Here is a 20,922-nt window from a genome sequence, read left to right on the forward strand (position 1 = left end):
GTCACGGGTCGGTCCGCTCCGCCAGCCGCGTCACCTCGGTGACGAGTTCCCGCAACCGGTCGTGTTGCCGGTTCAGCAGTTCCACGGTCGCCGGACCCGAGGGCACCGCCAACTCCTCCACGGTCGCCGCCACCCCGGCGGGCGCCCGATCGAACGCCGCCAGGTGCGCGGCGACGCGCTTGTCCCCGCCGAAGTACTCACCGTTCACCGCGTACAGCACCTGCACCAGATCGTGCACCGTCTGCATGACGATCGACTGCGTGTACACGACGTCCCGCCGTGCGATCGCGCTCAGGTAGTGCGGGTTGTCGGGCCAGAACCGGGCGGTCGGGAGATGCCGCGCGACGATCGCCCGGCGTAGCGCCTCCGGGTACCGGTCGAGTCGGGATCGCCAGTCCGCGACCACACCGAACGGGTCGGCCAGCGGCCGCAACGTCGCCAGGTCCGCCAGCACCGAGTGGCTGTGGAAGCCGCCGCCGGGCGTCCACACGGTCGGTGTGGTGGTGATCCGCCCGGCGAGCGCGTCGGTGACGCACCCCTCGACGTGGTCGATGCCGCGTGCCGTCACCTCCACCAGCACACCGCCGTGCCGGAAGTCGATGTTGCGACCCCACAACCGGTGCGGGTCACCGCCGACCACCGGCACGTCGTCGGCGACCTCGGCCAGGATCGCCTGGATGTCGGCGGGCGCCAACAGGTCCGTGACGAACAGGTATATGTCCACGTCCGAGTGCGTATCGGCCTCCCGCTTCGCGAGGGAACCACCCACCCCGGCCGCCCACCGGCCGCGCGGCAGCCGGGTGAGAGCCGGGAACACCCGATCGATGACCGCTTGAGCAGACACGTGGAATCCTTCGCCGGTGGAGTGGACGCGGTGATCGTACGCGGCCGGGACGGGTGACGGCGGGTTCGCGGCGGAGTCACCGCTCCCCGGACGCCAGGAACCGGCTCAACGCCGTGATACCCGGCACCGGACCGGCCGCCACCACCGTGTCACCGACCCTGATCCGCAACGGTTCCCGATCCGGCGGGGTGATCACCTCGCCGTCCCGGACCACCGCGATGACCGCCGCGCCCGTCCGGGACCTGATCCGTCGCAGGTCCAGCACCGCCCCGTCGGACGGCGAACCCGCCGTGATCGGGATCCGGGTGAACGTGACGCCGTCGGAGTCCCGCTCCAACTGCGTGAGGTGGTCCTCGGTGACGTCGTGGTGCAGCAGGTCGGAGACGTGCCGGGCCTCCTCCCGGTCGAGGGAGACCGCGTCGAACACCGTCTCCGGGTCGTCGCGTTCGTAGAGGACCAGCTCCCGCCGGCCCGACAGGTGACCGATCACCCCGACGTGCCTGCCGGTCGCCGTGGTGAACACGTACCGGATGCCCACACCCGGCAGCGCGGTCCGTTCGATGCGCATGTTCCCTCCTCTGAGTGCGGCGGTACGGCCGGTCGGCCGCACCGCCATGCGAGCGTCACGCCAGCGCGAAGTACCGCAACCAGACGTAGCCCCACGCGATGATCGTGGTCACCACGGTCGTGACGATTCCGTACTTGGTGAACTGCCAGAACGAGATCGGCTGGCCGGCCCGTGCGGCGATGCCGAGCATCACCACGTTCGCGCTGGCGGCCAGCGCGGTGCCGTTCCCGCCGAGGTCGGCGCCCAGGGCGAACGACCACCACAGCGACTGGCCGGTCGTGGCGTCGGGGGCCTGCGCCACCATCCCCTCCACGATCGGCGCCATCGTCGCCGCGTAGGGGATGTTGTCGAAGAACGCGCCCAGCACCGCCGAACCGAACACCAGCCCGGTCGCCGCGACGAAGTAGTCGTCCCCGACCACGTCGACCGCCCACTCACCGATGTGGGCGATGACACCGGTCTCGACGAGACTCCCGACCATCACGAACAGACCCATGAAGAACACCAGCGTCGACCACTCGACCTCCGCCAGGTAATCCGAGGTCTTCACACCCGACACCGCGACCATCAGGCCCGCGCCCAGCATCGCGACGATCGCCGGGTCCATGTGGAAGACGGTGTGCAGTGAGAACGCCGCCATCACCAGGGCGAGCACCACCAGGCAGCGCACCAGGAGGCCACGGTCCTTGATGGACGCCGTCGGGTCCATCGCCATGACCGCGTCCATCCGCTCGGGCCGGTACACGAAGGACTTGCGGAACATGAACCGCGCCATCACGACGAACACCGCGAACAGGACGATCACGATCGGCGTCATGTGGATGATGAAGTCGTTGAAGCCGAGCCCGGCGCGCATCCCGATGATGATGTTGGGCGGGTCGCCGATGAGGGTGGCGGCGCCGCCGATGTTGGACGCCAGGACCTCGGCGATCAGGTACGGCGCGGCCGGGATGTCGAGCCGCCGACACACCGACAGCGTGACCGGTGCCACCAGCATGATGGTGGTGACGTTGTCCAGGAACGGCGACGCTATCGCGGTGATCACCATGAGCAGTACGAGAAGCCGGTAGGGCCGGCCGCCCGACCGTTGCGCCGCCCAGATTCCCAACGCCTCGAAGACGCCGGTCTGTTTGATGATCCCGACGATGATCATCATGCCCAGCAGCAGGAATATGACACTCCAGTCGACGCCGGAGTGATGGGAGTAGAAGATCTCCTCGCCGCCGACCAGTCCCATCGCCGCCACCAGACCGGCGGCGACCAGGACGACCGCCACCCGGTTGAACCTCTCGGTGGCGATGAGCACGAAGGCCACGGCGAATACGGCTATCGCGATGACGGCTGCGCTCATGCGCGACCGCCCGGCGGGGCGTCCGGTGACGTGGAGGCGGCGTGCCGGTGCCGGGCCGCCGATGGCTCGCCCGAAAGGTGTCGGTACATCTGTTCTCTCCTGGTGTCGTCCGCGTCGTGGGCCTGATGACGCGGGGATGAACGGGGCCGGGGCCGTCGTGGACCCGGGGCGTCCGGCGGGGACGTGCCGCACGTCCCCGGGCGGGGTCGTGCCGCCGTGTACGACGACCCGTTCCCGTCCGCGACGCACGCGGCATGACACCCACCCGGGCGGCGGACGCCTTCCCGGGCGGTGTGAAGAGGCTCACCGGCTGCGAGGCGCCGGCGGTGAACCGTCAGGCACCGGCTCCCACCCGTCGGCAAGCGGTGCACTGGACATTCGCCTGACGCCTGGTCTTCAGCATCACAAGCCACGGGCGAATCGACCATCGGTGGCGACACCCATTTTCGGCGGGGGACGCCCGGTCACCGTGGGGCCGGCCGCCGCCGGAATGGGTGTCCACCCGCATGGACGTTCCGCCCGGAGTGGGTCACCCTTGACTCGGGTGTCGATCGACACGTCGCCGCGCCGACGGTGCCGGCGGTACCGCCGACCGGCGGGGACAGTGGGGGTCGTCGATCGACCGACGATGAGAGGCCGTGTCACCTTGTCCCTTTTCTGGCGGATCTTCCTGCTCAACGCCGCGGTGTTGACCTCGGCGACCGCGCTGCTGCTGGTGGGGCCGGTCACGGTGTCGACGCCGGTGCTGCTGGCGGAGGCGCTGATCCTGACCGGTGGGCTCGCCGCCATGCTGGCGGCCAACGGCGTCCTGCTGCGCGTGGGCCTGGCGCCGCTGGAGCGGCTCACCAAGGCCATGACGACGACCGACCTGCTCAGGCCGGGGCCGCGCCCGCAGGTGACCGGGCACGCCGGCATCGCAGACCTCATCAGGACGTTCAACACCATGCTCGACCGGTTGGAGGCCGAACGGGCGTTGTCGACGGCGAGGGCGCTGTCGGCTCAGGAGGCGGAGCGGCGACGTGTCGCCCAGGAACTGCACGACGAGGTGGGACAGACGTTGACGGCGGTACTGCTGGAACTGAAACGGGTCGCCGACCACGCGCCCTCGCCGGTGCGGGAGGAGATCCGCCAGGTGCAGGAGACCACCCGCGACAGCCTCGACGAGATCCGGCGGATCGCGCGGCGGCTACGGCCGGGGGTCCTGGAGGAGCTGGGCCTGATCAGCGCGCTCAAGGCGCTGGTGAACGACTCCGGCGGGCGGGGACGGCTGACGGTGCGGCGACACTTCGACCCGGAGCTGCCGACGTTGGGTGAGGAGGCGGAACTGGTGATATACCGGGTCGCGCAGGAGAGCGTCACCAACACGGCGCGGCACAGCGGGGCGACCACACTCGACATCCACCTGGGCCGGACCCTCGGGGGCGTGCTGCTGCGGATCCGTGACGACGGGCGGGGAATCGGCCACGCCGTCGAGGGCGCCGGCATCCGGGGCATGCGGGAACGGGCGCTGCTCATCGGTGCCGACCTCGACGTCGGCGACCATCCGGAGGGCGGCACCGAGGTGAGACTACGGGTACCCGTTCACGAGAGGAGGACAGGACGATGACTACCGAAAGCCCGGCGACGCGGATCCTGCTCGCCGACGACCACGCGCTGGTCCGGCGCGGCGTCCGGCTGATCCTCGACGGTGAACCCGACCTGACGGTGGTCGCCGAGGCCAGCGACGGCGCCGAGGCGTTGGAGAGCGCGAAACTGCACCGCCCCGACCTGGCGATCTTCGACATCGCGATGCCCCGCATGACCGGGCTCCAGGCGGCACGCGAACTCTCCCGGATCCAACCCGAGGTGCGGATCCTGATCCTCACCATGTACGACAACGAGCAGTACTTCTTCGAGGCGTTGCAGTCGGGTGCGTGCGGGTACGTGTTGAAGTCGGTGGCCGACCGCGACCTGGTGGAGGCGTGCCGGGCCGCGATGCGGGACGAGCCGTTCCTCTACCCGGGCGCCGTCACCGCGCTCATCCGCAACTACCTGGAACGCGCCAGGCAGGGTGAGGACATCCCGGACCGCGCGATCACGCACCGGGAGGAGGAGATCCTGAAACTGGTCGCGGAGGGGCACACCTCGAAGGAGATCGGCGACATCCTCTACATCAGCGTCAAGACCGTGGAACGGCACCGCGCCAACCTCCTGCAGAAACTCGGGTTGCGGGACCGCCTGGAACTGACCCGGTACGCCATCCGCGCCGGACTCATCGAGCCCTGACGGCGCCGGCCCGGCCCGGTCAACCTCGGCGGGCACCGTCCGGCCAGATCACGGTCATCGGTATCCCTTGCGCGGGTAGCGGTGGTCTAGCATCACCGCGTGACGCCGACCCGCTCACACAGGCCGCGGATCTTGGAATCGATGGCCGACCGTTTCGCACGCTTCACGATCTGCCGCAACGTCTCCCGCGCGAACGGGTGCGCGCGGATCCGTTGTGGAGTGAGGCGTTCGGCGGTCAGCATCATGCGGACCGCGGCGGCGTCCGAATCCGGGGTGCCGATCCGCGCCAGGGCGCGGGCGGTGTCGAGGTAGAACATGCCCTGGCGGTCTACCGACCCGATCGCGGCGGCGTTCGTCGACCGCGCGATCCGGACCGCCTCGCGGGCATCGCCGGAGTCCACAGTGATCGCCAGGCGCCAGAACGCCAGGTTCGTCGGTCCGAAGTACATGCGGAACGTGTCGGTGTCCCCGGTGCTGGAGGCCAGGGCCTCCGCCTCGGCGAGATGGGTGTCACCGGTGCCGTGGTCGGTCATGCCGTAGCTGGACATGGCCGTCACCAGGTGCAGGTGTCCCGCGACCTCCTTCGCGCCGTGAAGGTCCATGTGCCCTTCCAGCTCCGCCAGACCGGCGATGGCGAGTTTGCGGGCACGGGCCATGGAGCCGCAACCCATGGCGGCCGCCGCCCGGCTGCGGGCGGCGGCGGCGAGCATCACCGGATCTCCCAACGCCGTCGCGGCGTCGTGGGCGCGTTCACCCGCCAGGTACGCCTCAGCGCGGTGCCCGACCTCGCGGAGGATCCCGCCCGCGAGGACCGATCCGAGAACGGTGAGTCGTAGACCGGTCTCGCGGTCCGGGCCGGAGACGGCGGAAACGGTGGCGGCGTGGAGTTGCCGTGCGTACATGGGCATTCGCGCGGCGACGGCCGCGTAGTCACCGGATACGCGCAACTCGTCCATGGTCGACGCGTCGTGCGCCAGCCGGTCGAGAGGCACGGCGTCCACAGTGGCTTCATCGTTGAGGTCGGTCTCGACGAGCGCCGACAGGAGCGCCGTGATGTGCCCGGCCAGGCGGGCCTCGTCCGGCGTCGCGGGCATGCCGGGGGCGGACCCGGTGAGGTCCGGTACGGAACAGCGCAACGCGGTCGCCATATGCGCCAGCACGATCCGGTTGTCGGCACCGCGTTCGCCACGTTCGATGCGGGACCAGGTGGTGTGGGCGATTCCGGCGAGGTCGGCGGCGCGGCGCACCGACAATCCGGCCAGGACCCGCCTCGTCTTGATGCGCTCGCCGATGGTCATCTCAGCCATGTTCGGCTCCATGAGTCTAGGTTCCGTCCCACCGTACTCGTAGTGGTGCCAATTGGCACCGAACGGAGAGTGAACGGCCTTAGCGTCATCGGTGACCGACGCGATGGCACCAGGGGTGAGCAGATGACCGAGATGGATTTCGGACGGTTCGTTGTGGATGGCGGGGTGTTCGCGGTCGCGCCCAGCGCGGCTCCCCACACCGTGCGCCTGTACTCGGTGCAGGGTGACCACCGGGTCCTGGCGTGCACGATCAGCATCGTGGACGGCGTGGCCTCCGCCAGTTGGGGTGCGGCGTGGCTTGGGCAGCCCGCCGGTTGGTATGTGCGGGTGGAGGGCGCCGCCGTGGCCGTTCACCGGGAGGCGTCACGCCACCGGGAGCTGTCGTGACCGCTTACACGCGTTGCCCGGACTGTCATGCCGCCGGCGCCGGCGCGACCGCCGACGACAGTGCCGATCCGGTCGACGTCGAGGTGCCGGTGCCGTGTGGGACATGCGGCGGCAGCGGTTGTGTCCCGTTCCAGGGGTATGTCCTGGCCGAGCCGGAGGAAAGCCGATGAGGGCACCGGTGCGTGTCGACGACCTCGGTGGCCGGGTCTGCACGGTCCACGACGAGTACATGGAGACCAGGGGCGACGCCATCCGTATTCGCAACGCCTGGCCGTTGCTTCACACCGGTCCCGTGCCGCGTATCGGATTCTGCGATGCCACGAACAGTTGGCACGTCAGCCCGGCTCCGTCGAAACCACGCCGTACCCGGTGACCGCCCGCGAGGGCACCCCGGCCGGCCGTCGGCGGCCCCCGCTCCGACGGCCGGCCCACCCCCCCCACCACGTCTCACACGGCGGCCCGAGCCGGGGCCGGACAGCGGTGTGCCGGAGCTGTCACGGCGTGGGGGCGGTGCCCAGCCGGACGACCGTGTCGGCGTGGCGCAACGCCATCGGGTGGTGAGTCACCGCCAACACGGTGACGTCCGGAAGCGCGAGCAGCCGTTCCCACAGGGCACGTGCCGTCACCGCGTCGAGCGCCGAGTCGACGTCGTCCAGGACCAGCAGGTCCGGGCGTCGCCACAGTGCCCGCGCCAACGCGACCCGCTGCGCCTGGCCGCCGGACAACCGCCGCCCGCCGACCCCCACGACCGTGTCCAGGCCGTCGGGCAGTACCGCCAGGTCCGGACCCAGGCCGGCCAGTTCCACCACATCGGACGGATCGCCCTCGCCGGACACCCGGACGTTGTCGGCGATGGTGCCGGTGAACAGTTGCGGCGCCTGCGGCACGTAACCGACGCGGGGTGCGGTCAGCGACGCCCCCGGACACGTCACCGCCTCACCGTTCCAGCGGAGCCCGCCCGTCGCCGGGATCAATCCCAGCGCCGCCCGCAGCAGTGTCGTCTTCCCGGTGGCCACGCCCCCGGTCACCACGGTGAGCGAACCGGCCGGCAACCGGAACGACACGTCGCGCACCACGGCCCGGCCGCCGTACGAGGCCGACAGCGACTCCACCGAGAACTCCCGCAGCGGCGGCAGCGCGGCCGGCGTCGCCGCCCGCCCGTTCTTGTCCGGAGCGGCCAGCGTGCGGAGCCGGTCGAGCGACACCCGGGTCACCCGGATCCGCTGCACCACCTGACCCGTGAACAGCACCATGTCGCCGACCATGGTCGCGAAGTAAACCAGCAACGCCAGATCCCCGACCGACAGCGTCCCGGCGTGCAGATCCCCGGCCGCCGTCAACATGACCAGGCCCGCCGACGCCGTGGAGGCCAGGAACGAGAAACTGTCCTGAGTCTCCCGGAACGTCTGGTCCGCCACCGCGGAGGACTCCCGGCGCCGGTTGAGCCGCCGCATCCGCTCCAGGACCGCGCCGTGCGTGCCCGCCGTGACGACGGTGGCCGCCGCCCGCACCGTCTCGGCGATCAGGGACGCGACCTCGGCGGCGTCCCGGGAGGCGGCCTCCCGCAACCGGCCCAGCCGCCGGTCCATCAGCCGGGACCCCACGAGCACCGTCGCGAACGGCAGCAACACGCCCAGCCCCACCGCGGGGCTCAACCACAGCATGACGCCCCACATGGCGGCACCCCCGACGAACCGGGAGGCGATCGACAGGCTCCAGATCGGCAGCCGCCGTAGCTGCTCGACGTCGCGCCCGAACCGGCTCACGGCGTCACCCACCGGCACCCGGAGCGCGTCGGCGGCGGGCAGTCTCAGCAGGCTCGACATCCGGTCCTCGCGGAGCCGGGCGGTCAGGCCCATGGCGAACGGCATCTCCCATCTGCCGAGCAGGACGTCCATCCACAGGACGGTCTGCGCGGTGAACACCCCGGCCACCGCCGCCAGCAGCCACCAGATCCGGGGCGCGTCGGGGTCGGTGGTGAGCTGGTCGAAGACCGCCTGCAGCAGGAGCCCGCCGCCGACGACCATGACCCTGACCAGCAGCCAGAGCACCGTCAGGACGGTCATCGTCCTCGGCCGGAATGTGAACAGGTCACGCAGGCGGGTGTGCCTCACAATGCCTCCCCGGCGGCGATGAGCGCGGCGAGCCGGGAGTCTCCGTCGGCGAGCCGCCGGTATTCGCCCCGTTCGGTGATCCGGCCGGACTCGACGACCGCGACCGAGTCGCAGTCGGCGACGGTGTCGAGCCGGTGGGCGATGACCACGACGGTGCGGCCCCGTGACAGGGTCTCGACGGCCGAGGCGACGGCGGCGCGGTCCTCGGGACCGAGACGGGCGGTGGCCTCGTCGAGGATGACCAGTCCCGGGTCCCGCAGCAGGAGTCGCGCGATCGACAGGAGCTGTTCCTGTCCGGCGGACAGCCCGGCGTCCACACCCAGCCGGGTGTCGAGGCCGTGGGGGAGGGAGTCGAGCCAGCCGGTCAGGCCCACGGCCTCCAACGCGGTCAGGACCGCCTGGTCGGGCGCGGCGGCGTACAGGGTGACGTTGTCGCGGACCGAGGCGGCGAGCACCCGGACGTCCTGGGTGACGTATCCGACGGCGCGGCGCAGTGACTCCCGGTCGACGGAACGCGCGTCCACTCCACCGATGCGCACCGTCCCGGCGTCGGGGTCGAGGACGCGGGCGACCAGCCGGGCGAGCGTGGTCTTCCCGCCGCCGGTGGACCCGACCAGCGCCAACCGGTGCCCGGCGGGCACGGCCAGCGAGACGTCACGCAGCACCGGACGACCGGTATATCCGAAGTGGACGTCTTCGAGGTCCACGGTCAGCGCCCCCGCAGGCAGGGTCGTCGTGCCGTAGGACATGCGGGGCCGTATCGCCAGCAGTTCGCGGCTGCGGCGGGTCGCGGCCATCGCGGCGTCGAACTCGTTGAGCTGACCGGCGATCACCATGAGCGGCACCCGCATGAGCATCAGGTACGCCATGACGGCGTAGGCGTCGCCGACACCGATGGCCCCCCGGGAGTAGAGCCAGACCGCCGCGGCCAGGCCGCCGACGAGCGCGACGGTGTTGACGTGCTGGATGAGGGCGGGCCACTTGATCTGGTGGCGGGCGGCTCTGCTCGCGGCTCGCGTCAACGCATCGGACCGGTCGTTCAGGCCGGTCATGACTCCGGGGACTCCGCCGTTGGGTACCAGGTCCTCCAGGGCCCGCAGCCGTTCCTCGACGAAGCCGCTGACCTCCGCCGACCGCGCCGACACCTCCGCCAGCGCGGTGACCGCGACCCCGACGAGCCGGCGCACCAGGAACAGCGCCACCACGAGCAGTAGCGCGAACCCGGCGCCGATGCGCCAGTCGACCGTGGTGAGCATGACGCCGATACCGATCACCAGCAGGGAGTTCAGCAGCAGCATCACGAGCAGTTCCGACAGGAATCGGGACAGTCTCTCCACGTCGGAGTCGATGCGTTCGATGAGTTCGCCGGGGGAGTGGGTGTCGTAGAAGGACAGGTCCTGGTCGAGGCAGTGCGCCAGCAGATCCTGGCGCAGTGCGTTCCCGGCGCGCCACGCCAGCCTGCCGCCGACCCACTGGACGGCGATGCGGCCGAGGGCGGAAAGGGCGGCCACGCCGATGTAACCGGCGCCGAGGGCGGCGAGCACCGCCGGGGTGCCCGAGGCCAGGACGGTGTCGACGAACCGGCCCTGGATGCCGGGGCCGGTCAGCTGCACGACCGAGGTGGCGACGGCGATGAGGACGAGCGCCACCATGAGCAGCCAATGTGGACGTATGTAGCGAAGCAGGACGTCTCCCGGGGCGGACGGGTGGAGGTGGGCGCCCCTGCCGGGGCGGTATCGACACTAGGGTGCTGACCTGCGGTTTTCAAGCCTGTCATTTCGCCGTGACGCCTGATAGGCTGGAGTGGAGAGACGGGGTCGGTCTCTTGTGGAATACATGACGGAGTGGCCTACTCGCCGCACGGGACGACGGGGGCCTCCAACCTCCGCCCCATACTTCGAGCGTAGATCCGGATCGCTGAACGCAGCCTTAAATCGCCTTAACCGGACTTCAGGTGGCGTCGTGGCGAGAGGTGGGCGGTGTCGACGTTCCCGCTCGGTGGGCCGCGACATGACGGTGCGGTGCGTCGGGGGGCGCCCTCGCCGGTGCGCGACTTCACCCGGCCCGGCGGGCACCACACCGGTGACGGTTCGTTCAGAGGCCGTCCTGGCGGGCGGAGAGCCAGTCGGCGTGCCGGTCGCGCAGCCGGTCCCGTTCCTCGGGAGTGGCCAGGAGGACGTCGGCGCCCCCGTCGTACGGATGGTGGATCCGCCGCATCCGCGTGTCGGTGACCATGACGCCCGCCCGGGTGAAGTCGGCGACCTCCCGCAACAGCGGATCCGCGCACCCGGTCCGCCACGGCCGCCGCGTCACCAACACGTGCTGGTACACCCGGAACTGCGGGTCCGGATCGTCGGTGACGGAGGTGAACCAGTGGTGACGACCGGGCGCCGACGGCACGTCCGCGCTGTCCGTCCACACCGGAGTGATAAGGAGGACGTCGTCCCCGGCGAACAAGGTGTCGAGGACGGTGTTGTACCGGTGCAACACGACCGCGTACTCCGCCTTGTTCCGCGGGTATCGCCGTGAACCGGGGAGGCTGTGGAACCGCACCCAGACGTCCCGGTACGTATCGCGGAGCAGATGCGCCACCGGCGGACAGTCCGGCCACCGCCGCCGCCACAGCCGGGTCAGCCGCGCGTCGGCGTTCTCCGGGGGAATCCACTCGCTCACCGCGTCCACCACCCGGCCATCCTGCCCCGCGCCGTCCAGCGCGCGCACGCCAGAACGGGCCACGCGGCCGGGTTCGGTCCCGGTGCCCGGCGCCGTAACGCCGTGCCGCGGGGTGCGAGGGCCGCGCACCGCACCCGGTGGCGGATTCCGGCGCGTGGCCGGTGGTGATCCGGGCCGACACCGGTAAGAATCGAGACCTCGAACTGTGAGGCGGAGGAGACCGACCATGGCGAACATACTGATCACCGGAGCCAGCGACGGCCTTGGCAGGGCGTTGGCGGTGCGGCTCGGCCGGGACGGCCACCAACTGTTGCTGCACGGCCGTGATCCCGGACGGGTGGCCGACGTGGCGGCGGCCGTCGCGCAGACGGGCGCGCCGGAGCCGGTGACCCTGCTCGCGGACCTCTCCGACCTGGCGCAGGTGGCGGCGCTCGCGGCCGAGGTCGCGGAGCGCACCGACCGGCTCGACGTGTTGGTCAGCAACGCCGGTATCGGTTTCGGCGAACCCGACGGCAGGGATCGGCGGACCAGTGTGGACGGACACGAACTGCGGTTCGCGGTGAACTACCTGGCGGGTTTCCGGCTCACCCTCGACCTGTTGCCGCTGTTGCGTTCCTCGGCACCTGCGCGCGTCGTCAACGTCAGCTCGCTCGGGCAGTACCCGCTCGACTTCGACGACCTGATGTTCACCCGTGACTACAACGGCACCGACGCGTACCGCCGGAGCAAACTGGCGCAGATCATGTCGGCGGCGGAGTTCGCGGCCCGCGTACCGGCCGCCCACGTCACCTTCAACAGCCTGCACCCCGCGACCTTCATGCCGACCAAGATCGTCACCGGGGACGGCATCGCGCCGATCGACTCGCTGTCGGCCGGGGTGACGGCGACGTACCGGATCATCACCGACCCGGAGTTGGCGGAGGTCACCGGGCGTTTCTTCGACCGCACCGAACCGGCGGACCCGCATCCGCAGGCCGGGGACCCGGACGCCCGGGAACTGTTGTGGCGTCGCAGCCTGGAGCTCGTCGGTCATGCCGGAATCGACTAGCGTCGGGGGTTCAGCCGTCGCCGAGCCGTCCCACCGAGACCCGTGACTTCCCGATCAGCGCGTTGCCGAAGCGCCGGTCGAGGCCGGGCAGGCGCATCAACCGTGCCGCGATCCTGCGCATCACGAGGCGGCCCCTGCTGTTCGGAAGGAACCAGTCGATCCCGCGTCTGGCGGTCTCCTGCCGTTCGGTGGTGACCGCGTGCCACCGCTCCTCGTACTGGGCGAGCGCGGTCTCCACCGAGTCGGCGGCGGCCAGTCTGCCGCCCAGGACGTAGGCCCCGGCGATCGCCAGCGACGCGCCCTGACCCGCCAACAGGGACACCGCCCCGCACGCGTCGCCGAGCAGCACGATCCGCCCGCGGTGCCAGGTCGGCATCTCGATCTGGGCGACCTGGTCGTAGTAGATGTCGGCGTCCTCGGGGGCGTGGTCGAGGATCCGGGGCGTGACCCATCCCAGTCCCGAGTAGACGTCGCGGATGTGGTCGCGCGGATGCGTGGGAAGTCCGGGGTCGTCGGTGCGGTGGACGGTGAACACCGCCGTGCCGCCGTCGCGCAGCGCGTACGCGCCCATCTGGCGGTCGACGCTGTCGGTGAGCATGAATCCGTCGCGGAGTTCGTCGGTCAGGTCGAGGTCGCGGGCGACGTACGCGGCGGTGTGCAGTCCGAGGTACCGCAGGTACTCCTCCTGTGGCCCGAACGCCAGCCGCCGGATGCGCGAGTGGACGCCGTCGGCGCCGATCAGGAGGTCGGCGTGCGCGGTGCCTCCGTCGCTGAATCGGACCGTGACCCGGTCGGGTTCGTCGGAGACCTCGGTGATGCTGGTGCCGTAGCGCAGGTCGATACTTCCCGTCACCGCCTCCCGCAGTACCGCCTCCAGGTCGGGGCGCATGATGCTGACCATCCGGCCGTCGACGGCCTTCTCGAACTGCTGGTACGCCATGCGGGCGGTGACGTGGCCGGCCCGGTTCACGTAGCCGAACCGGCGGATCCGGTAACCGACCTCCTTCAACCGGGGCAGTAGGCCCATGAGTGTGGCGGCCTCGTAGCCGGGACCGAAGAAGTCGATCATGTAGCCCTGCGGGCGTGGGCCGGGTGCGAGTTCGGCGACCGTGACCTCCCAACCCAGTCCCGCCAGCCGGTGGGCGGCCGCCAGGCCGGCGATGCCGCCGCCGCAGATGACGGCCTTCATTCGTCCTCCTCGGTCTCGTCGCCGGTGGCGGCGGCGATGAGCCGCCGGAACACCGGCAGTGTCCGGTGCGCGTCGAGCGCCGGGTCCAGTGCCTTGTGGATCACGATCCCGTCGAAGGCGGCGAGCAGGACCGCCGCCGTGGCCGCGGGTTCGGGCACCCGGTGCCGGGCCAACAGGTCGGTGACGCGTCGCCTGAAGTCGTGGACCGCCGCGCGCAGCTCCCGGTGGAGTTCGGGGTCCCGGGTGGCGGCCAGGAAGGTCTCCGTCATCAGCAGGGACGCCGGGTCGTGGCCGGTGTAGGCGTCCAGCGCGGTGAGGATCTCGGCCACGGCCCGCTCGGGATCCAGGCCGTCCAGGCCGGTCTCGGTGTCGGCGAGTAGGCGCCGCACGTCGGTCATGGCGGCCTCCCGCAGCAGGGCGGGGAGGTTCGCGAAGTGGTAGTGGACCAGGCCGGGCCGCACTCCGGCGCGGGCGGCGAGCACACGGGTGCTGACGGCCGTCCAGCCGAGTTCGGCTATCAGTTCGGCGGCGGTGGCCAGTAGTCGTCGTCTCACCTCGCGGCCCCGGTCGGTGCCCGGATGTGTGTTCGGCAAGGTCTCGGCCCTTCATGCTGGACGATCGTCTTGGTCGTTCGTCCAACTCTATCGCGAGACCTCCACCCACCGCAACCGACGTCGTGAGGCGGATCAGCGCGGCGGGATCTCCAGCAGGGCCGTGACCGGCCCGGTCACCCCGGGCATCCCGGCCAACAGCGGATGGAAGTGCGGATCCGTCACGTGGCCGTCGAAGACCAGCCGCGTCACGGGTGAACCGGCGAGCGCCGCCGCGATACAGCCCGCCAGCAGCGCCCGCGCGTCGGCGGCGTCCGGCGTCAGGCACTCCGCGATCGCCTCCGACTCGTCCGCACCGGACTCGAAGACGAAGCACGCGGCGACGACCCCGCCCGCCCGCAGCGCGAACCGGGAACGCGCGGGAGTGAGCTCGTCCGTGATCATCGCGGTGAACAGTTCTCGGAGCCGCGCCCGAGGCGCGGTCGGCGACCATCCGGCGTGGATGAGCACGTAGTAGTCCGTCCACAGGTCCAGCAGCCGGTCGGCGGTGAACGCGTCACCCGTCACCACGTCGTCGCGCAGGTGCGCCGCGATCCACCGCGTCATACCCGCCGCCGTGGTGTCCACCACCGAGGGCGGGCACCGCTGGTACTCGACCGCGCCGAGCGCGCGGGCGAAGTGGTGACCGGTCGAGTCCGGCCGGACCTTCGCCGAGAACGGCCGGTCCGCGTGGGCGGACAGCTCACGCACCAGGGCCGTGCCCAGCCCCCGGCGGCGATGGCCGGGCCGCACGTACACCCACAGCGGCGACCGCCCGGGGTGGAACTCGTTGCGGGCGCAGCGGGCAACCGCCACCGGGCCGTCGACACCGTCCACCACATAGGACGCGTCGTCGGGTCGCCGGCGGTGCGGCCGGACCCAGTCGAGGTCGGGGAAGGCGACGGCGTCGTCCTCGGTGGCGGGTCGGATCATTCCGCCATCATGCGGGCCGCCTCCACCGTCCGCCAGTGGATTCCGGCCGGCGCCGGGCCGGGTGCCCGCCGCCCCGACCCTCCACACTCATGACCCGTGATCCGCTGTGACATATATGATCTCCTCGTGACGACCGGGGTGGGTCTACTGGTGTTGGGGCCGGTGCGCGTCACCGTCGGCGGCCGCGCCCACCTGCCCCGTCCCACCCAGGCCGACCTGCTCGCGGCGCTGCTGCTGCACCGCGGCGGCCCCGTCTCCGCCGTCGAACTGTCCACCATGGTCTGGGGCGAGTACCGCCGTTCGGCACTCCATCCGGCGGTCTCCCGGCTGCGCGGATGGCTGCGAGAGGTCACCGCCGGTGCCGCCACCGTTGTCAACACCGTCAACGAGTACCGGATCGCCACCCACGGGCACACCGACACCCGCCGGTTCGACGACCACGCCGCCGCCGCGGCCACCGGAACCGACGCCCGACGGCTCACCGCCTGGACGGCGGCCCTGGAACTCTTCCGGGGCGTACCCGCCGAGGGCGCCCGCGACGCGGTGCGGGAACACTCCACCACCCGTGAGTGGTCGCTGCGGCGCGCCACGGCCGTCACCGAGGCCACCCGGCTGGCCCTGCGACTGGATCGCGCCGACACGCTGCTCGACGCCGTCGGCAAGGCGTCGGCGCAACACCCCGACAGCGAGTACGTGCAGGCGTCCTGGGCGTTGCTGCTGGCCGCCACCGGTCGGCGCCCGGAGGCGCTGGACCACCTGGAACGGTTCAGGAACCGGTTGTCGGAGCGGTTCGGCACCGATCCGGCCTCCGACTACTTCCACACCGCGCAACGCCGCATCCTGCGGCAACGACCCGCCGGCGTGCCGGCCGCCACGGAGCGGTCACGACCGCACGAGTGGTGGGGCGACCGCATCCCCTCACCCGACTGCGTCGGTCGCGACGCCGACCTGGACGAACTCGACACGCTGCTGACCCGGCACCGGATGGTCACCCTCGTCGGACCCGGCGGGATCGGCAAGTCCACCCTTGCCGGGCGCCTCGCCGAACGGCAACGCGGTCGCCGGGGAATCGTCGGGGTCGCCCTGCAGGCGGCCGACGGCGCCGAAGACGTCACGGCGGCACTCGCCGCCGCCTGCGGTGTCGCCGGGGAACCGTTGCGGGAGCGGGTGACCGCCGCGCTCGCGGACACCGACCGGCTCCTGCTGCTCGACGACTGCGACCGCAACGGCGAGGCGGTCGCGGACCTGGTCGGCCGGTTGCGGTACGCCGCACCGGCCCTGGGGATCCTCGCGACCTCCCGTTCACCGCTGGGCGTTCCGGGGGAACAGGTGTGGCGGGTCGCGCCGTTGCGGACACCCGACCCCGGGGACCTCCTGGGCGAGACCGGTTCGGCGGTCGAGTTGTTCCACCGGGTCGCCCGCCGCTTCGACCACCGGTTCCGGCCCGACCGGACGGAACGCGAGGCGATCGCGCGGCTGTGCCGCATGGTGGACGGGATGCCGCTGGCCATCGAGATCCTCGCCAGCCGCATGCACATCTACTCGGCGCACGAACTGCTGGAGAACCTGTCGTCGTACGGTGCCGCACTCGACCTGCCGCACCCGGCGATCGACCCCCGCCACCGGTCGATGGCGACCACACTGGACTGGTGCGTCGACCGGGTGCCCGAGGCCGCGCGGCGGTTGCTGGCGACCGTGTCGATCCTGTCAGCGCCGTTCACCACCGACCTCGCCGCCGCCGTCGCCGGCGAACCCGTACACCACGCCGCGGCGCTCCTGGCGCAGCTCACCGACCACTCGCTGCTGCGCCCGGTCCGCGACGGCGGCCGTACGAGATTCCTCGCGCTGGAGCCGATCCGGCAACACGCCCGCCGCATGCTCGACGACGACGCGGCACGGGCGGCGACACACCGGCTCGTCGCGCACTGGTTGCGGTTCGCGCGCCGCCTCGACGCCATCCCCCGCTACGCCGACCGGATCGCCTACGCCGCCCGGTACCGGCACGACGCGCCGCACCTGACACAGGCCGTGCAGGCGGGCGACGGCACCGGACATCCGCACGCGGGCGCCGAGATCCTCGCCCGCGGCTACGAATACTGGATGTGCGGCTACGACCTGCCCGGACGTGGCCCGGCCCTGCTGGAGGCGCAACTGGCCGGTGAGGTCCCGGACCGGGAACTGCACTGCCTGCTGCGGTACCGGGCCGGCCTCCAGGCGGCGCTGCGCCACGACTACACCGCCGCGCAACACATCCTGGAGTCCACCGTGGATGAACTCGCCGCGCACCGGCCGAGGGAGCACCGGCAGGCCCTCCTGATACTCGCCACCTGCGCCAACTCCAGGCTCGACACCGACGCCATGGAACGCGCCCAGGCCGCGATCCGCGTCATCGGCGACGACGTCTCCGACGGCGCCCCGTTCGTGGCGGCGTGCTGCGGAATGGCGACCGCCATCGCGTGGGGCCGCCACGACCTGGCGACCGCACTCGCCGACCGCCACGACACCCTGGCCGCTGCCGCCGGTCACCGGCCCTCCAACACATACCTGGCGTTGCGCACCGAACTCGCGGTCGCGGCCGGTGACACCGACGCCGCCGCCCGCCACAGCGCCGCGCTACTGCGCCGACTCGGTCAACCCGGCTCGGTCGGCGACGCCGAACCGGTCTACTGCGCGGTCACCCGCACCCACCTGGCCCGGGGCGGTGCGGCCGCCGCCGCCCGCACCGCCCGGCGCGGCATCGCCTACCTGGAGGGCCGCTGGTCGCAGGCGACGTCCCGCACCCTCACCCTGCGGGTGTTGTACGCGGAGGCGTTGCGCCGCACCGGGGACACCGCGGGCGCGCTCGCGCAACTGCGGTACGTGCTCGACCACGCCGACGGATTCACCCGGGTGGCCGTCACCGCCGTCCCGGCCGTCGCCGCGGTCACCGGGGACACCACCCTGGCCGGCGAATGGGAACGGTTCCGGTCCACGCGCGGCCTTCCGGTCCCGCCCGCACTCGTCGACGCCCTCACCGGTCTTCGGCCCGAACCGCGCGCCGCCGGGGAGACGTCGCCCGAGACGCTCGTCGCCCGTGCCCGCGAGGCGTTGCGGCATCGGTGATTGCCGCTCGCTTGCCAACCGCTTGCACACGACACGCCGGCACCCGGAATGCCCGATAAGTACGTTCCGGTGTCGCCGCCGGACCCGCTCCGACTCCTAGAGTCGGACTCACCGAACCGCGCACGAGAGGTGACGACATGAGCGAGAAGCCGCTGATCGTCGACAAGGGCGGGCTCGCCGAGATCGCACAGGGCTGCCTGGCCATCGCCGACAAGCTGCACGAGGCACGGTCCGTCCACGGCGGCAGGTACCTCGGGCAGACCTGGCGGACCGACACCGGACCGTCCACCGAGCCGGCCGAGCAGCTCCTCGGCACCGCCGAATACCCGCATTCGGGGCGGCTCGCCGGGCAACGCCTCGCCGAGCACATCAGCCGGGGCGAGGCCGCGATGACCGCCGCCTCGGAGACGCTGCAGGCACTGGCGGCCGCGGTCCTGGAGGTCAAGGCCGACTTCGAAGCGGAGGACCTCGCCGAGCGCATGTCCACTCTGGCCGAGGAACTGCGGATCCCGGGGGTGCCGAAGTGAACCAGTTCGAAGGGCTGACCGCCGAACAACTCATCGCCATCGCCGCACCCGACCACGCCAACCTGAAACCGATGCGCACCCAGGCGATGGCCGCGCGCAGGTACGCAATCGAGCTCGACGAGGCGATCACACTACTGGCCGGCCTGGCCGACCAGGCCACCACCCGGTTGAGCGGCCGGTTCGCGGAGTCCTTCACCACCACGCTCACCGACCTCTCCGCCGCGCTGGCCGAACACCGCCAGACGGTGAAGAACCACTCGTACGCCGTCGACGCCATCGCGGACGAGGCCGAAGCCGTCTACACCGACCTGAAACGCTACGAAGCCGACCGGGAACGGCACCGCCAGGAGCACGCGGCGCTGTCACCGACGGAGGCGGCACTGGTCGACGAGATGGAGAACGAACTCGCCCGGCAACGGATGCAGGACGCCTCCGACTTCTACCTGGAACGGGTCGAACTACTCGAACCGCAGGACACCGGCCCCGCACTGCAGTCGACCGCCGCCCCGGCCGCCCCGGCGCCGGCCCCGGCGGCGGCGACACCCACGCCGCCCGGCGGCGGCACCGCCCCGGGACCGGTGCTCCCGCCGTCGCCAACCACCGGCGCACCCACCGCCAACCAGCCGGCGACGACCTCGCCGCGCCCGATGACACCCAGCCCGCCCCGGCCCACACCCGGACTGACCGGCCCGCGTCCTCCCCTCGGCGCACCGGCCCCGGCCAGGACTGTCCCGCCGGTCGTCGGCAGGCGCTCCACCGCGCCGTCGTCCAAGCCCGCCGCGATCCGCGCGGTGCGCGCGATTCCGCCACCCGTCATCGGGCGACGCCCCACACCGGCGCCGGAACGGCGACCGGACTGGCGACCCACCACCAGAGGGCCGCGCGGGTACACCGAATCCGTACTCGGCCGGTCACGCGGCGGCGGCCTGACCACGACCCCGTTCAGCCGCACACCTGTTCCCCGCACCGGTGACGGCCTGAACCGGCCCGTCATCGGCGCCACCCGCGCCGCACCGGAACCCCGCACCGCAGCGCCGTCCTCGCCGGAACCCCGCACCGACGACATGTGGGCGGTCGGCACCACCACCGTCGCGGCGGTCATCGGCGGCCGGAACACCACCGGCCCCGCCCTGCACCACCCCGGCCCGGTCGCGTTGACCGGCGGATCCGGGCGCGAACTACCCACCGCCGCCCGGCGACCTGCCCCGGCCGCACCGGCCGGTGGGCTGCTCGACCGGATCCGCCGGGTCCAGGTCCGCACCGTCACCCGGGACCGGCGCGTGGCCGCCCGGCTCGGCGGCACCGGCGACCTCACCTTCGACCTCGGCAGGGTCGGCACCGACATGGGCGCGCTCGCCCGAGCGGTGCGGGCCGCGATGGTGGCCGCGCTGCGGGGCCGTGACGTCGCCACCGCCCGCATCGTCGGCGAACCGGTCGAGGCCGCGCCCGGCCGGGCCGACCCGCTGGACTCGGTGGAGGTCGAGGCCCGGTCCCGCCTGGGATACGTCCGGATCCGGTGGCATGGCCGCGACGACGTCACCGTCGACATCGACCCGCGCGCCCGTGGCCGCCTCACCGACGACCAACTGGCGTCCGAGGTCAACGACGCCGCCGCGTCGGTACTCCGCCGCCACCGCGAACATCTCGCCGACGTCAACCGCCGCCTCGCCGCGGCACACACCACGGACGGAACCGGAGCCACGACATGACCGACGAACTGCGGGCCAACCCGGAAAGCCTCGCCGCACTGGCACAGGCGACGCTGTCGGTGTCGGCCGGGGTACGCAAGGGGGGCGACTCGGTGCGCGGCATCTCGCTGCCCGCATCGGCCTTCGGGAACCTCACGGCGGCGGCGAAACTCGCCGACGGACACCGTGACGCGCAAGGGGACGCCGTGCGGGCCGTGAGCGACGTCGCCGACCGCGTGGCCGACTCCGCCGGTGCCGTCCTGACCACCGCGTTCGTGTACCAGACCACTGACGTCGACAACGGTGCCGACATCTCGGCGACACAGTAGGGGAGAA

Annotated in this window: 19 protein-coding genes; 9 read left to right on the forward strand and 10 right to left on the reverse strand. The window is 71.8% G+C overall.

Translation table 11 applies throughout. The features are described 5' to 3' along the window. Position 1 precedes the first annotated feature (1 nt). The 3 genes from LX16_RS14590 to LX16_RS14600 all read right to left on the reverse strand — a co-directional run bounded on the left by LX16_RS14590 (position 2) and on the right by LX16_RS14600 (position 2,763). Entirely contained in the window at positions 2-844 is an 843-nt protein-coding gene (locus tag LX16_RS14590; protein WP_147139141.1) for a nucleotidyltransferase domain-containing protein, read from the reverse strand. A 76-nt stretch (positions 845-920) separates the two neighbouring features. Continuing rightward, positions 921-1,412: a cation:proton antiporter regulatory subunit gene (locus LX16_RS14595; protein ID WP_147139143.1), complete on the reverse strand. Its 492-nt coding sequence runs from the start codon at positions 1,410-1,412 to the stop codon at positions 921-923. 55 nt (positions 1,413-1,467) lie between these two features. Further along, entirely contained in the window at positions 1,468-2,763 is a 1,296-nt protein-coding gene (locus LX16_RS14600) for an ArsB/NhaD family transporter (RefSeq protein WP_147139145.1), read from the reverse strand. 646 nt (positions 2,764-3,409) lie between these two features. On the opposite strand from LX16_RS14600, the gene LX16_RS14605 reads away from it, so the two are divergent. Together LX16_RS14605 and LX16_RS14610 are read left to right on the forward strand one after the other, a co-directional pair. Then, the gene (locus LX16_RS14605; protein ID WP_147140795.1) at positions 3,410-4,369 is read left to right on the forward strand and encodes a HAMP domain-containing sensor histidine kinase; all 960 of its coding nucleotides are present in this window, start codon (positions 3,410-3,412) and stop codon (positions 4,367-4,369) included. Next, positions 4,366-5,028, forward strand: a complete 663-nt coding sequence (locus tag LX16_RS14610) for a response regulator (RefSeq protein WP_147139147.1) — start codon at positions 4,366-4,368, stop codon at positions 5,026-5,028. The genes LX16_RS14605 and LX16_RS14610 overlap by 4 nt, the downstream gene beginning before the upstream one ends. A gap of 92 nt (positions 5,029-5,120) precedes the next feature. On the opposite strand, the gene LX16_RS14615 is transcribed toward LX16_RS14610, so the two are convergent. Further along, positions 5,121-6,335 carry a helix-turn-helix domain-containing protein gene (locus tag LX16_RS14615; RefSeq protein ID WP_158645603.1) on the reverse strand — a complete coding sequence of 405 codons (1,215 nt, stop codon included), beginning with the start codon at positions 6,333-6,335 and terminating at the stop codon, positions 5,121-5,123. 123 nt (positions 6,336-6,458) lie between these two features. On the opposite strand from LX16_RS14615, the gene LX16_RS14620 reads away from it, so the two are divergent. Both LX16_RS14620 and LX16_RS14625 read left to right on the forward strand, forming a co-directional pair. Then, complete coding sequence (locus LX16_RS14620; RefSeq protein ID WP_147139151.1) at positions 6,459-6,722, forward strand: hypothetical protein; 264 nt, start codon at positions 6,459-6,461, stop codon at positions 6,720-6,722. Between the two features lie 166 nt (positions 6,723-6,888). Further along, entirely contained in the window at positions 6,889-7,095 is a 207-nt protein-coding gene (locus LX16_RS14625) for a hypothetical protein (RefSeq protein WP_147139153.1), read from the forward strand. 121 nt (positions 7,096-7,216) lie between these two features. Here LX16_RS14625 and LX16_RS14630 read toward each other — a convergent pair whose 3' ends face one another. The 3 genes from LX16_RS14630 to LX16_RS14640 all read right to left on the reverse strand — a co-directional run bounded on the left by LX16_RS14630 (position 7,217) and on the right by LX16_RS14640 (position 11,521). Beyond that, the gene (locus tag LX16_RS14630; protein WP_147139154.1) at positions 7,217-8,836 is read right to left on the reverse strand and encodes an ATP-binding cassette domain-containing protein; all 1,620 of its coding nucleotides are present in this window, start codon (positions 8,834-8,836) and stop codon (positions 7,217-7,219) included. Next, positions 8,833-10,488 carry an ABC transporter ATP-binding protein gene (locus tag LX16_RS14635; protein ID WP_147139156.1) on the reverse strand — a complete coding sequence of 552 codons (1,656 nt, stop codon included), beginning with the start codon at positions 10,486-10,488 and terminating at the stop codon, positions 8,833-8,835. Before LX16_RS14635 ends, LX16_RS14630 begins: the two co-directional genes overlap by 4 nt. Positions 10,489-10,930: 442 nt before the next feature. Further along, on the reverse strand, positions 10,931-11,521 hold the full coding sequence (locus LX16_RS14640; protein WP_244615828.1) for a DUF3885 domain-containing protein: 591 nt from the start codon (positions 11,519-11,521) through the stop codon (positions 10,931-10,933). A gap of 214 nt (positions 11,522-11,735) precedes the next feature. Here LX16_RS14640 and LX16_RS14645 point away from each other — a divergent pair, with 214 nt between their 5' ends. Beyond that, positions 11,736-12,557, forward strand: a complete 822-nt coding sequence (locus LX16_RS14645) for an SDR family NAD(P)-dependent oxidoreductase (RefSeq protein WP_147139157.1) — start codon at positions 11,736-11,738, stop codon at positions 12,555-12,557. 10 nt (positions 12,558-12,567) lie between these two features. Here LX16_RS14645 and LX16_RS14650 read toward each other — a convergent pair whose 3' ends face one another. From LX16_RS14650 to LX16_RS14660, 3 genes are all read right to left on the reverse strand, one after another. After that, positions 12,568-13,746: an FAD-dependent monooxygenase gene (locus LX16_RS14650; RefSeq protein ID WP_147139159.1), complete on the reverse strand. Its 1,179-nt coding sequence runs from the start codon at positions 13,744-13,746 to the stop codon at positions 12,568-12,570. Next, positions 13,743-14,339 (reverse strand): TetR/AcrR family transcriptional regulator, encoded by a 597-nt coding sequence (locus LX16_RS14655; RefSeq protein ID WP_147139161.1) that lies wholly within the window; start codon positions 14,337-14,339, stop codon positions 13,743-13,745. The genes LX16_RS14650 and LX16_RS14655 overlap by 4 nt, the downstream gene beginning before the upstream one ends. Positions 14,340-14,432: 93 nt before the next feature. Then, positions 14,433-15,269: a GNAT family N-acetyltransferase gene (locus LX16_RS14660; protein WP_147139163.1), complete on the reverse strand. Its 837-nt coding sequence runs from the start codon at positions 15,267-15,269 to the stop codon at positions 14,433-14,435. A gap of 126 nt (positions 15,270-15,395) precedes the next feature. Here LX16_RS14660 and LX16_RS14665 point away from each other — a divergent pair, with 126 nt between their 5' ends. From LX16_RS14665 to LX16_RS14680, 4 genes are all read left to right on the forward strand, one after another. Then, a complete protein-coding gene (locus LX16_RS14665) occupies positions 15,396-18,371 on the forward strand; it encodes an ATP-binding protein (RefSeq protein WP_147139164.1) in 2,976 nt (991 codons plus the stop codon). Positions 18,372-18,508: 137 nt separating this feature from the next. Beyond that, on the forward strand, positions 18,509-18,898 hold the full coding sequence (locus tag LX16_RS14670; RefSeq protein ID WP_147139167.1) for a PLP-dependent aminotransferase family protein: 390 nt from the start codon (positions 18,509-18,511) through the stop codon (positions 18,896-18,898). Next, entirely contained in the window at positions 18,895-20,607 is a 1,713-nt protein-coding gene (locus LX16_RS14675; protein ID WP_147139168.1) for a hypothetical protein, read from the forward strand. Before LX16_RS14670 ends, LX16_RS14675 begins: the two co-directional genes overlap by 4 nt. Next, positions 20,604-20,915 carry a type VII secretion target gene (locus LX16_RS14680; RefSeq protein WP_147139170.1) on the forward strand — a complete coding sequence of 104 codons (312 nt, stop codon included), beginning with the start codon at positions 20,604-20,606 and terminating at the stop codon, positions 20,913-20,915. Before LX16_RS14675 ends, LX16_RS14680 begins: the two co-directional genes overlap by 4 nt. Positions 20,916-20,922: the final 7 nt, after the last annotated feature.

Origin of the sequence: Stackebrandtia albiflava (genome assembly GCF_007994225.1) — a bacterium.
GTDB lineage: Bacteria > Actinomycetota > Actinomycetes > Mycobacteriales > Micromonosporaceae > Stackebrandtia > Stackebrandtia albiflava.